The 13,216-nt window shown below is 69.9% G+C and carries 9 protein-coding genes; all 9 read left to right on the top strand.

Annotation, left to right across the window (positions count from 1 at the left end):
• The first annotated feature begins 378 nt into the window (after positions 1-378).
• The 9 genes from AB0M01_RS37115 (at position 379) to AB0M01_RS37075 (ending at position 11,781) form a co-directional block, all read left to right on the top strand.
• Positions 379-1,884 (top strand): sugar ABC transporter ATP-binding protein, encoded by a 1,506-nt coding sequence (locus AB0M01_RS37115; protein WP_363677263.1) that lies wholly within the window; start codon positions 379-381, stop codon positions 1,882-1,884.
• Positions 1,881-2,906, top strand: coding sequence for an ABC transporter permease (locus tag AB0M01_RS37110; protein WP_363677261.1), 1,026 nt, complete (start codon positions 1,881-1,883; stop codon positions 2,904-2,906). Before AB0M01_RS37115 ends, AB0M01_RS37110 begins: the two co-directional genes overlap by 4 nt.
• Positions 2,896-3,945: an ABC transporter permease gene (locus tag AB0M01_RS37105; RefSeq protein ID WP_363677260.1), complete on the top strand. Its 1,050-nt coding sequence runs from the start codon at positions 2,896-2,898 to the stop codon at positions 3,943-3,945. The genes AB0M01_RS37110 and AB0M01_RS37105 overlap by 11 nt, the downstream gene beginning before the upstream one ends.
• Positions 3,942-5,033 (top strand): rhamnose ABC transporter substrate-binding protein, encoded by a 1,092-nt coding sequence (rhaS, locus tag AB0M01_RS37100; protein ID WP_363677258.1) that lies wholly within the window; start codon positions 3,942-3,944, stop codon positions 5,031-5,033. Before AB0M01_RS37105 ends, rhaS begins: the two co-directional genes overlap by 4 nt.
• 11 nt (positions 5,034-5,044) lie before the next feature.
• Positions 5,045-5,377: an L-rhamnose mutarotase gene (locus AB0M01_RS37095; RefSeq protein WP_363677257.1), complete on the top strand. Its 333-nt coding sequence runs from the start codon at positions 5,045-5,047 to the stop codon at positions 5,375-5,377.
• Between the two features lie 3 nt (positions 5,378-5,380).
• Positions 5,381-6,544 carry an L-rhamnose isomerase gene (rhaI, locus tag AB0M01_RS37090; RefSeq protein ID WP_363677256.1) on the top strand — a complete coding sequence of 388 codons (1,164 nt, stop codon included), beginning with the start codon at positions 5,381-5,383 and terminating at the stop codon, positions 6,542-6,544.
• On the top strand, positions 6,541-8,580 hold the full coding sequence (locus tag AB0M01_RS37085; RefSeq protein ID WP_363677254.1) for a bifunctional aldolase/short-chain dehydrogenase: 2,040 nt from the start codon (positions 6,541-6,543) through the stop codon (positions 8,578-8,580). Before rhaI ends, AB0M01_RS37085 begins: the two co-directional genes overlap by 4 nt.
• Before the next feature lie 162 nt (positions 8,581-8,742).
• Entirely contained in the window at positions 8,743-10,206 is a 1,464-nt protein-coding gene (locus AB0M01_RS37080) for an L-fucose/L-arabinose isomerase family protein (RefSeq protein WP_363677252.1), read from the top strand.
• A 72-nt stretch (positions 10,207-10,278) separates the two neighbouring features.
• Complete coding sequence (locus AB0M01_RS37075; RefSeq protein WP_363677251.1) at positions 10,279-11,781, top strand: rhamnulokinase family protein; 1,503 nt, start codon at positions 10,279-10,281, stop codon at positions 11,779-11,781.
• Positions 11,782-13,216: the final 1,435 nt, after the last annotated feature.

The following is a 13,216-nucleotide window of genomic DNA, read 5'->3' as shown; positions in this document are numbered from 1 at the left end:
CACACAGCTGATCCTCGGACCCATCGCTGCGGTGTTTCCTCACAGCGCCGAACGCCCGGGACCCGCCCGAGCGCGGTGCGGCTGAGCCGCCGCGCGGCGTACCGCCTGCTCTCGGCGACGCGCCGGCCCCGTTGCCCTCGCGCTCCGGGGCAGGCTCCGGCGCTCCGGCGCGTCCAGGTGCGCTGGGTGGTGCCACGTGACCTCCCCGCTTGAAACGTGATAGCCCACGAAGCGTACCTGCCCGGACTGTGGATGTCCGCAGGGTCCACCTGTGGTTGTCCACAGACTTCGCAACTGCCCCTTGACGCCCGGCCTCGCGTTCGGGCAATCTTCTTGAAACCTTTCAGGCCCGGCCGATCGAGACTCACGGAGGTGGCGATGGCGACGGACGCTCCGGTGCTACGGGTGCGGGACGTTTCGAAGTCGTTCGGCGCGGTCGCCGCCGTCCAGAACGTGTCCTTCGACCTGTACGGCGGGGAGGCGCACGCGCTGGTCGGCGAGAACGGCGCGGGCAAGTCCACGCTGGTGAAGATGCTGGCCGGCGTGCACCGGCCGGACTCCGGGACCCTCGAGCTGGACGGCGTACCGGTCGAGCTGTCGACACCGGCCGACGCCAAGGCGGCCGGGATCGCGGTGATCTACCAGGAGCCGACGCTGTTCCCCGACCTGTCCGTCGCGGAGAACATCGCGATGGGCCGGCAGCCGCTGGGTCGTTTCAAAACCATCGACCGGGCGGCGATGCAGCGTGAGGCCGAGCAGCTGTTCGCCCGGCTCGGCGTGTCCATCGCGCCGAGCCGCCCCGCGCGCGGCCTGTCGATCGCCGACCAGCAGCTGGTGGAGATCGCCAAAGCGCTGTCGGCGGACGCCCGGGTGGTGGTGATGGACGAGCCGACCGCGGCCCTGACCGGCGTCGAGGTCGAGCGCCTGTTCGCGGTCGCCCGCTCGCTGCGCGACGACGGCGCCGCGCTGGTGTTCATCTCGCACCGCTTCGAGGAGATCACCGCGCTCTGCGAGAAGGTGACGATCCTGCGCGACGGCAAGCACGTCTCCACCGATCCGCTGGCGGAGCTGAGCGTCGACGAGATGGTCCGGCGGATGGTCGGCCGTGATCTCGACGCGCTGTTCCCCAAGCAGGACGTCACGCCCGGCGCGGTGGTGCTCTCGGTGCGCGGCCTGCGGCGCGACCCGGTCTTCGTCGACATCGACTTCGAGGTCCGGGCCGGTGAGATCGTCGCGCTGGCAGGGCTGGTCGGCTCCGGCCGGTCCGAGGTGGTGCAGTCGATCTTCGGCGTCGACCCGCGTGACGGCGGCGTGGTCGAGGTCGGCGGGCGCAAGCTCAAGCCCGGCTCGCCGCGCGCCGCGATGGCCGCGGGCGTTGCGCTGGTGCCCGAGGACCGTCGTCAGCAGGGCCTGCTGATGGAGCTGTCGATCGAGCGGAACGTGACGCTCCCGCGGTCGAGAGCCCTGTCCCAGCTGGGATTCCTGACCGGCAGCAGCGAGCGCCGGTCGGCCCGGGAGTGGACCAAGCGGCTGAAGACGAAGTACGGCCGGCTCAGCGACGAGGTCGGCACGCTGTCGGGCGGGAACCAGCAGAAGGTCGTGCTGGCCAAGTGGTTGTCGATGGCACCGAAGCTGCTGATCGTCGACGAGCCGACGCGCGGGATCGACGTCGGCACCAAGGCCGAGGTGCACCGGCTGATGTCCAGCCTGGCCGCCGAGGGCGTCGCCGTACTGATGGTGTCGTCGGAGCTGCCCGAGGTCCTCGGGATGGCCGACCGGGTGCTGGTGATGCGCGAGGGCCGGCTGGTCGCCGCGCTCGACCGCGCCGACGCGACCGAGGAGTCCGTGATGTTCGCCGCCACCGGTCAGGAGGTGACCGTATGACGGCCGTCGGGCTCCCCGGCGTGACCACGCGCAGGTCGTCGCTCGACCTGGTGTTCCGGGCGCGCGAGCTGGGCATCGTGCTCGCGCTGGCGCTGCTGGTCGCGGTGACCGCGATCTCGAACCCGCGCTTCCTGTCCGGCCAGAGCATCCGCGACATCCTGCTCGGCACCGCGATCCTGGCCGTACTGGCGGTCGGCCAGGCCGTGGTGGTGATCACCCGCAACATCGACCTCTCGGTCGGCTCGGTGCTCGGGCTGAGTGCCTTCACCGTCGGCACGCTGCTCCGGGACCACCCGGGTCTCCCGGTCGTCGGTGCCCTGCTCGTCGGTGCCGCGGTCGGAGGGATCTGCGGCGCCCTCAACGGGGTTCTCGTGCGGTACGGGAACGTCCCGGCCCTCGTCGTCACCCTCGGCACGCTGTACGTCGTCCGCGGTGTCACCTACTTCTGGGCCGGCGGCCAGCAGATCAACGCCGACGAACTGCCTCCCGGGTTCCTCGACTTCGGCAACGCGACACTGCTCTCCGTCCCGTACCTGGTGCTGATCGCGCTGCTGGTCCTGGTCGTCACGGGTGTGGTCCTGCGGAACTACCGGGCCGGTCGCGAGCTGTACGCGATGGGGTCGAGCCCGCAGGCGGCCAAGCTGGCCGGGATCGCGGTCGGGCGGCGTACGGTCTTGGCGTTCCTGGCCAGCGGAGCGCTGGCCGGCCTCGCGGGCGTGCTGTTCGCGGCCCGGTTCGGCACCATCGACGCCGCCGCCGGGACAGGCCTGGAGCTGAACGTCGTCGCCGCGGTGGTTGTCGGTGGCGTCGCCGTCTTCGGCGGCAGCGGCTCGGTCTGGGGCGCGGCGCTCGGCGCGTTGCTGCTGACCACGATCAGCAGCGCCCTGGCGGTTCTCGAGATCAACCAGTTCTGGCAGCAGGCGATCGTCGGCGCGCTGATCCTGCTCGCGATCGGTTCCGACCGGCTGGTCGCGGCGCGGGTCGCCGCGACGCTGAAGAAGCGAGGCTCCCATGTCAGCTGAGACCGCGGCGATCACCGACCGCCCCGGCGCCCTGGCCGGCCGCTTCGCGAACTGGAACGTCGCGATCATCGCCCTGACCGTGCTGGTGCTGATCGTCGCCGCCGCGACCGTCGACAACTTCGGCACCGCGCAGAACTTCGGCTTCCTGGTCCTCGACCTGCTGCCGATCGCGCTGGTCGCGCTGCCGATGACGCTGGTGATCGTGACCGGCGAGATCGATCTCTCGGTGGCCAGCACGCTCGGCCTGTCCAGCGCCCTGATGGGCTACCTGTGGAACGCGAACCAGCCGATCGAGACGATCATCCCGATCTGCCTGCTGCTGGGCGCGGTGCTCGGTGCGGTGAACGGCTTCTTCGTCACCGTGCTCGGCCTGCCCTCGCTGGCGGTCACGATCGGAACCCTGGCGCTCTACCGCGGCCTGGCCTTCGTCGTGCTCGGCGACGGCGCGGTCGCGGACTTCCCGGCGCTCTACACCGACTGGGTCACCGGCACGATCGGCACCAGCCCGATCCCGAACGTGCTGATCGTCGTGGTCGTGCTGGCGATCGTGTTCGGCGTGGTCCTGCACGCGACGCCGATCGGCCGCGCGGTCTTCGCGGTCGGCGCGAGCGAGCAGGCGGCCCGGTTCGCCGGCGTCCGCCCCGGCCGCCTGAAGTTCTGGCTGTACGTCGTGAGCGGCCTGGTCGCCGGCCTGGCCGGCGTGCTCTGGACCCTGCGGTACTCCAGCGCCCGCGCCGACAACGGGGCCGGCCTGGAGCTCGCCGTGGTCGCCGCCGTCCTGCTCGGCGGGGTCTCGATCTTCGGCGGCAAGGGTGCGCTGCCCGGTGTGATCGCCGGCGTCGTCCTGCTCGCCTCCCTGCAGAACGCGCTCCGCCTGTCCGACGTCTCCAACGAGGCGCTCAACGTCGTCACCGGTGTGCTGCTGATCGCCTCCGTGCTCGCCCCCAACCTCGCCAACGCCGTCCGTACCGCGGTGCAACGCCGTCGGCACCGCAGCGAGTCCACCCCCGGGTCACCGTCCAGAAAGGACCTCCCATGACCTTCCGCCTGTCCCGCCGTACGGCGGTCCCGCTCTCGACGGTGGCCGTCCTGTCCCTCGCGCTGACCGCCTGCGGCGGTGGCACGACCAAGGAGAGCACCGCCGGGGACGCGACGGCGGCGCCGTCGTCGTCCAGCTCGGCAGCGGCCGACCCGAACGCGCCGCTCAAGGAAGGGCTGAAGATCGCGTACCTGCCCAAGCAGCTGAACAACCCCTACACCGACGTCGAGGTCGGCGGCGGCAAGGTCGCGGTCGGCGAGCTCAAGGGCGAGTACAAACTGGTCGGCCCGAACGACGCGAGCGCGTCGTCGCAGGTCAGCTACATCAACACGCTGATCCAGCAGCAGCAGGACGTGATCGTGGTCGCCGCCAACGACCCGAACGCGGTCTGCCCCTCGCTGAACCAGGCTCGCAAGGCCGGCATCAAGGTGGTCACCTTCGACTCCGACGCGGCCAAGACCTGCCGGGACGCCTTCATCAACCAGGCCACCACGCAGGGCATCGGCGAGAGCCTGGTGAAGATGGCCAGCGAGCTGGCCGGCGGTTCCGGTGAGATCGCGGTGCTGTCCGCGACCCCGAACGCCACCAACCAGAACTCGTGGATCGAGGTGATGAAGACCGAGCTGGCCAAACCGGCCAACCAGAAGCTCAAGCTGGTCAAGATCGCCTACGGCAACGACGACGACCAGAAGTCCTTCACCGAGGCCCAGGGCCTGCTGCAGACCTACCCGAACCTCAAGGTGATCGTCTCGCCGACCACGGTCGGGATCGCGGCCGCCTCGCGGTACGTCAGCTCGTCCAGCTACAAGGGCAAGGTCGCGATCACCGGCCTCGGCCTGCCGAACCAGATGCGCCAGTTCGTCAAGGACGGCACGGTGAAGAAGTTCGCCCTCTGGAACCCGGCCGACATCGGCTACCTGGCGGCGTACGCCGGGGCCGCGCTGAGCTCGAACCAGATCACCGGTGCCGAGGGCGAGAAGTTCAAGGCCGGAAAGCTCGGCGACTACACCGTCGGCGCCTCAGGGGAGATCGTGCTCGGCCCGCCGACCGAGTTCACCGCGGCCAACATCGACCAGTTCGACTTCTGACCGGAGCCCTTGTGAACCGCTACTGCTTCTGCCTCCAGGTCAAACCCGACCGCCTGGACGAGTACGTCGAACGGCACCGCGCCGTCTGGCCCGACATGCAGGCCGCGCTGCGCGACTCCGGCTGGCACAACTACTCGCTCTTCCTGCGCGACGACGGCCTGCTGATCGGGTACGTCGAGGCCGACGACCTCGAGGCCGCGCAGAAGGCGATGGCGGCGACCGAGGTGAACGGGCGCTGGCAGGCCCAGATGACCGACTTCTTCACGGGGATCGACGGCCGGCCGCCGGACGAGTCGTTCCTGCTGCTCCCCGAGATCTTCCACCTCACACCTGCGAAGGACTGACCTATGACGACCGAAGCCGTGAAATCCGCCCTCCGCCGGCAGGAGATCGAGCTGCCCTCCTGGGCGTTCGGCAACTCGGGCACCCGGTTCAAGGTGTTCGGCCAGCCGGGCGTGCCGCGGTCGCCGGAGGAGAAGATCGCCGACGCGGCGGTCGTGCACAAGTACACCGGGGTGGCGCCGAGCGTCGCGCTGCACATCCCCTGGGACAAGGTCGACGACTACGCGGCGCTGGCGGCGTACGCGAAGGACCAGGGCGTGCGGCTCGGGGCGATCAACAGCAACGTCTTCCAGGACGACGACTACAAGCTGGGCAGCGTCACCAACCCGGACCCGAGCGTCCGGCGCAAGGCCACCGACCACCTGCTCGAGTGTGTCGACATCATGGACGCGACCGGCTCCCACGACCTGAAGCTGTGGTTCTCCGACGGGACGAACTACCCGGGCCAGGACGACATCCAGGACCGGCAGACCCGGCTCGCGACCGCGCTCAAGGAGGTCTACGACCGGCTCGGCGCCGACCAGCGGATGCTGCTGGAGTACAAGCTGTTCGAGCCGGCCTTCTACACCACCGACGTCCCGGACTGGGGTACGTCGTACGCGCACTGCCTGGAGCTCGGGCCGAAGGCGGCGGTCTGCATCGACACCGGCCACCACGCACCGGGCACCAACATCGAGTTCATCGTCGCGTTCCTGCTCCGGGTGGACAAGCTCGGCGCGTTCGACTTCAACAGCCGGTTCTACGCCGACGACGACCTGATGGTCGGCGCCGCCGACCCGTTCCAGCTGTTCCGGATCATGAACGAGATCGTCCGCGGCGACGCGCTCGACCCGGGCCGCGGGATCGCGTTCATGCTCGACCAGTGCCACAACATCGAGGCGAAGATCCCGGCCATCATCCGGTCGGTGATGAACGTCCAGGAGGCCACCGCGAAGGCGCTGCTGGTCGACCGGGACGCACTGCGCACGGCGCAGCAGGCCGGTGACGTGCTCGGCGCCAACGCGGTGCTGATGGACGCCTACAACACCGACGTCCGTCCGCTGCTCGCCGAGCTGCGGACCGAGCAGGGGATCGACCCCGACCCGGTCGCGGCGTACCAGCGCAGCGGGTACTTCGAACAGATCAGCAAGGACCGAGCCGACGGCCAGCAGGCCGGATGGGGAGCATGACCGTGACCGACGCCGCTGCCGAGCTTGTTGCCCGAAGCAACAGGCTGGGTGCTGATCCACGCAACACGAACTACGCCGGCGGCAACACGTCGGCGAAGGGGACGGCGACCGATCCGGTCACCCAGCAGCCGGTGGACCTGGTCTGGGTGAAGGGCTCGGGCGGCGACCTGGGGACGCTGACCGCGGCCGGCCTGGCCGTGCTGCGGATCGACCGGCTGAACGCGCTCGTCGACGTCTACCCCGGCGTCGACCGCGAGGACGAGATGGTCGCGGCCTTCGACTACTGCCTGCACGGCAAGGGCGGCGCCGCGCCGTCGATCGACACCGCGATGCACGGGTTGGTCGACGCTCCGCACGTCGACCACCTGCACCCGGACTCCGGGATCGCGCTGGCGACCGCGGCGGACGGCGAGAAGCTGACCGCCGAGTGCTTCGGCGACCGGGTGGTCTGGGTGCCGTGGCGGCGGCCGGGGTTCCAGCTCGGCCTCGACATCGCGCAGACCAAGCGCGAGAACCCGCAGGCCATCGGCGTGATCCTCGGCGGACACGGCATCACCGCGTGGGGTGCGACCTCGGAGGAGTGCGAGGCGAACTCGCTGGAGATCATCCGGACCGCTGAGCAGTTCCTCGCCGAGCGCGGCAAGCCTGAGCCGTTCGGTGCCGTCGTACCGGGGTACGAGGCGCTGCCGGAGGAACAGCGGCGGCAGCGCGCGGCGGCGCTCGCGCCGGTGATCCGCGGGCTCGCGTCGACGGACAACCCACAGGTCGGGCACTTCAACGACGCGGAGGTCGTGCTGGAGTTCACCGCCCGGGAGCGGCTCGGCGAGCTGGCCGCGCTGGGGACGTCCTGCCCGGACCACTTCCTACGGACGAAGGTGCGGCCGCTGGTGCTCGACCTGCCACCGTCCGCTCCGCTGGAGGAGGCGATGACGCGGCTCAAGGAGCTGCACCTCCAGTACCGCGAGGACTACGCGGCCTACTACGACCGGCACAAGGAGCCGGACAGCCCGCCGATGCGTGGCGCCGACCCGGCGATCGTGCTGGTGCCCGGCGTCGGCATGTTCAGCTTCGGCAAGGACAAGCAGACCGCGCGGGTCGCCGGTGAGTTCTACGTGAACGCGATCAACGTGATGCGCGGCGCGGAGGCGGTCTCGACGTACGCGCCGATCGACGAGCGGGAGAAGTTCCGCATCGAGTACTGGGCGCTCGAGGAGGCGAAGCTGCAGCGGATGCCCAAGCCGAAGCCGCTCGCCACCCGAGTCGTGTTCGTCACCGGCGGCGGCTCCGGCATCGGCAAGGCGATCGCCCAGCGGCTGGCCGCCGAGGGCGCGTGCGTCGTCGTCGCCGACCTCGACACCGCCGCGGCCGAGGCAGTCGCCAAGGAGATCGGCAGCACCGACAAGGCTGTCGCGATCGGCGCCGACGTGTCGAACGAAGCGGCCGTCGCCGCGGCGTTCGAGCAGGCAGTCCTCGCCTTCGGTGGCGTGGACCTGATCGTCAACAACGCCGGCCTCTCGATCTCCAAGCCCCTGCTCGAAACCACCGAGCACGACTGGGACCTCCAGCACGACGTGATGGCGAAGGGCTCGTTCCTGGTCTCCAAGGTCGCGGCCAAGATCCTGATCGACCAGGCCATCGGTGGCGACATCATCTACATCTCCAGCAAGAACGCCGTCTTCGCCGGCCCCAACAACGTCGCGTACGGCGCCGCCAAGGCCGACCAGGCCCACCAGGTCCGCCTCCTCGCCGCCGAGCTCGGCGAGCACGGCATCCGCGTCAACGGCATCAACCCCGACGGCGTGGTCCGCGGCTCCGGCATCTTCGCCAAGGGCTGGGGCGCCAAACGCGCCGCCGTCTACGGCGTCCCCGAGTCCGAGCTCGGCGCCTACTACGCCCAGCGAACCCTGCTCAAACGAGAGGTGCTCCCCGACCACGTAGCCGCCGCCGTAGTAGCCATCACCGCCGGCGACCTCTCCCACACCACCGGCCTCCACATCCCCGTAGATGCCGGCGTAGCCGCAGCCTTCCTCCGCTGATTCCAATGTCCCCACTCCACCAAATCACCCACCGGCCGGTACGGCCCCGACCACAGACGACCTCATCGGCCGTATCCCCGACAACCTCAACCACCGCGCACCCGATCCGCCGTCTCGACGTCTGCGACCGCGACACCTGCCCGCCCACGAGGAGGAACCAGCATGTGGAGTTCTGACCCGAGTCGTTCAGTAGACGGCGCAGGACTGCTGCCCCGGGTCGAGCCACGCAAGACCCGCATCGGCCTCGTCGCAGGCGGTCTCGGCGCGTACTGGCCTCAGTTCCCCGACCTCCTCCCACAGCTGCAGGCCTCAGCGCGCCGAGTGGCCGAGCGTTTCGGTGAGTTCGACTGCGAGGTCATCGACGTCGGCTTCATCTCCGACGCCCAGGAGGGCGCCGCAGCGGCCGAGAAGCTGCGGCTGGCCGACTGCGACCTGATCGTCGGCTTCCTCACGACGTACATGACGGCCTCGATGCTCGTCCCGATCGCCCAACGCTCCAACGCCCCGGTCCTCCTCCTCAACCTCCAGCCCACCGAGGCGATGGACCACGCAACCTTCGACACCGGCGCCTGGTTGGCGTACTGCGGCGCTTGCCCGCTCCCCGAGATGGCGAACGCCTTCGAACGCTGCGGCATCGACTTCCGCTCCGTCTCCGGCCACCTCGAAGACGAACGCGCTTGGACCAGAATCCACCGCTGGCTGAAGGCAGCCGGCGTCCGCGCCGCCTTCCGCCACGGCAGGCACGGCCTGCTCGGCCACCTCTACCCCGGCATGATGGACGTCATCACCGACCCGACCCTGGTCTCCGCGCAACTCGGCGGCCACGTCGAGATCCTGGAGATCGACGACCTCCGGGTCCGCGTCGAGAAGGTGACCGCCGCCGAGACCGAGGCGCGGATGAAGGTCGCCCAGGACGTCTTCACCCTGGACGACTCGGTCGTCGAGGACGACTTCCGCTGGGGCGCGACGGTCTCGGTCGCCCTCGACCGCCTGGTCGAGGACTTCCAGCTGGACACCCTCGCCTACTACCACCGTGGCCTCGACGGCGAGACCCATGAGCGCGTAGCCGCCGGCATGATCCTCGGCGCATCGTTGCTCACAGCAAGGGGCGTCCCGGCGGCCGGGGAGTACGAGCTCCGCACCTCACTGGCGATGCTGATGATGGACAAGCTCGGCGCCGGCGGTTCCTTCACCGAGCTGCAAGCCCTCAACTTCACCGACAACGTCGTGGAGATGGGCCACGACGGCCCCGCCCACCTGGCGATCAGCTCCACCAAGCCGCTCCTCCGCGGCCTGGGCGTGTACCACGGCAAGCGCGGCTGGGGCGTGTCCGTCGAGTTCGACGTAGCCCACGGCCCGGTCACCGCACTGGGCCTGGGCCAGCTCCGCGACGGCTCCTTCAAACTCATCGCCTCCGAAGGCAAGGTTGTCCCCGGCCCACTCCTCCAGATCGGCAACACCACCAGCCGAGTCGACTTCGCCTGCGACCCCGGCGAGTGGACCGACGCCTGGTCAGCCTCCGGTGTGGCCCACCACTGGGCCCTCGGCACAGGCCACCGGGTCGCCGACCTCCAAGCAGTCTCCAGCCTCCTCCACCTCCCCCTGGAGGTCGTCAACCCGACCTGATCCCGAGCACACCGCTGGTGACACCGGCTTTCGAAGCCGACCAAACGACCACTCTCCAAGGAGCGTTGCCCGATGAGCCTTCGGTTGGCCGCAGTAGACCTCGGCGCGTCCAGCGGCCGCGTCATGGTCGGCGAGCTCGGCGCAGGACACCTGGAGCTCACCGAGGTCCACCGCTTCTGGAACGGCCCGGTCCAGATCCAAGGCACCCTGTACTGGGACATCCTCCACCTCTACCGGGAAACCCTCGCCGGCCTGGCGAAGGCGGCCAGCGACGGCCCTCTCGACGGCATCGGCATCGACTCGTGGGCAGTCGACTACGGCCTCATCGCCCACAACGGCAAGCTCCTCGGCAACCCCGTCCACTACCGAGACGCCAGAACCGACGGCGTCATGCAGGAAGTCCTCCGTACTATCCCCGCCGAGGACCTGTACGCCACCACCGGCCTCCAGCAACTCCCCTTCAACACCATCTACCAGTTGGCCGCCGAGCAGTCCCTGGACCAGGCCCACCACCTCCTCCTGATCCCCGACCTCCTCGCCTACTGGCTCACCGGCGTCCCCGGTGCAGAACACACGAACGCTTCCACCACGCAGCTGTACGACGTACGCAGCCGCACGTGGAGCAAGGACCTGGCCGACCGCATCGGCATCCCCGCGACACTCCTGCCACCCCTTCGCGAGCCAGGCCAGATCATCGGCCCGGTGCTCCCGGAGATAGCTACCGAAGCGGGCCTCACCCCACGCCCGTCCGGGGCCCTCCCATCAGGCGCCAACGAGGCGACTTCGCGTCCCGCGCAGCTCCCAGTGATCGCCGTGGGCTCACACGACACCGCCTCGTCGGTAGTAGCCGTACCAGCGGAGGAAGGCGAGCGCTTCGCCTACATCTCCTCAGGCACCTGGTCATTGGCAGGTCTCGAGCTCCCCGAGCCCGTCCTGACCGACCAAGCCCGCCAGGCCAACTTCACCAACGAGGGTGGCGTCGACGGCCGAATCCGATTCCTCAAGAACGTCATGGGCCTGTGGATCCTCCAGGAGTGCCTCCGAGTCTGGGAAACCGAAGACCTGGCCGCCCTCCTCGCCCAAGCGGCCGAAGCCCCACCCTTCGCCGTACTGATCGACCCCGACGACCCCACATTCCTTGCCCCAGGCAACATGCCTGCCCGCATCGACGACTTCTGCACCCGCACCGCCCAACCCAAGCCGGCGAGCCGGGCGGCAACAGTCCGCTGCATCCTGGAGAGCCTCGCCCTCGCCTACCGCCGAACCCTCCGCACCGCCCAAGCCCTCGCCGGCCAAGAAATCGACGTCATCCACGTGATCGGCGGCGGCTCCCAGAACGAGCTCCTCTGCCAACTGACCGCCGACGCGTGCGGCCTCCCCGTCCTCGCCGGTCCCGTAGAAGCCTCTGCCCTAGGCAACATCCTCGTCCAGGCCCGAGCCCTGGGCGAACCCCTCCCGGACCTGAGCGCGATGCGCGCCCTCGTCCGCACCACCCATCGTCTGCGGCCCTACCCCCCGCAGCAAGAACCGGCCGACTGGGACGCCGCCGAGTCCCGGGTGTTCGGAACCAGGTGATCCGATGACCGCCCTGCACCACGAAACCCTCACCCACCCGAACCTGCGAAAGCACCCCCGCCACAAACCACCCCACGCCGTCCCGCAAGACCCCAGCGCGCACACCTCGAGCACCCCTGTAGCCAACGCCCCGGCCCCACAGCCGACGCCCTCCGAGCCCAGCGCCCACGCGCTGACCCCTCAGCCCAGTCCCCACGCGCTACCCGCCGAGCCCAGCCCTCACGCGCTACCCGCCGAGCCCAGCCCTCACGCGCTACCCGCCGAGCCCAGCCCTCACGCGCTACCCCCCGAGCCCAGCCCTCACGCGCTTCCCCTCGAGCCCTGCCCGCGCGCGCCGACCCCTGAGTCCAGCCCGCGCGCGCTGACCCCTGAGCCCAACCCCCACGCGCCAACCCGCGACCCGAACATCCACGTGGTCCCCCACACCTCGCCCCCCGAGGCAGCCGCAGCCACCACCTCTACGTGGTCAAACCTCCAGGCCTCCCCACCTCTGGCCCACCCACACGACCCGGCGATCTACCCACTCCCGCGCGAGACAGCAACCCACGTAGGCCCCCGTGGCACCACCCGACACGGCGGACCGCGCGCGGCGACGGCCGCGTCGACGGCGGCGACGCCCGCGGAAACAGCGCCCATCGTCCTCCCCCGGGGAATCAGCGCCGAGGACCTACGCCTGTTCCGCCTGATCGCCACCGGCCTACCCATCGAGGCAGTAGCCCGCCGCCTCGACCTCTCCGAGCGAACAGTCCGCCGCCGCACCCGCGCCGCCTGCGACCGCCTCGGCTTCGGAACCGCGATAGAGGCCATCGTCTGGGCAGCGCACAGAGGCCTCCTCTAACCACCAGACCCGCTGGCGTAACCGGCACCGTCCCTGACGGCTGACTCCCACCACCCGGTCCCAACGCCGGACGCCAGCGGCCGACCCCGACCTGCGGTCTCAACGCCCGGTGCCAGCGGCTGATCCCGACCCACAGTCTCGACGCCGAACGTCAGAGGCTGATCCCGACCCGCGGGCTCAACGCCGGGTGCCGGCGGCCGACTCCGACCCTCGGACCCAACGCCCGGTGCTGTGGCTGGCTCACCGGGTGCGATGACCGCTGTGCCGTTGGACCGGTGCACAGCTCAGCGGATGCCCGGTTCGCGTTCGTGCTGACCGTGGCGGGTGTCGTCGGTTAGTGCGTCACGGCTCGGGGCCGCCGTCCGGGATGCCTCCGAGAACGCCAAGGAGGTCGCGGCTGTGGGGTGGGGACCTGACTCTCGTGTGAGGTGTTGCGCGGGCGGGTTGTGTCTGCAGCGGTGGGCGGGTTGGGGTTTGGGTTAGTGGTGGGGGTGGGGCGGGTACCGGGGGACGCGGACTTCTAGTCGAGGAGGACTGATGGACGGAATGACCGTCCTGTGGATCGTCGTCGCTGTGGTTGTGGTGGTGGTTTTGGCT

This window comes from Kribbella sp. NPDC051770 (assembly GCF_040681455.1).
Lineage (GTDB): Bacteria > Actinomycetota > Actinomycetes > Propionibacteriales > Kribbellaceae > Kribbella.
This window is presented reverse-complemented; position numbering and strand designations above follow the sequence as displayed.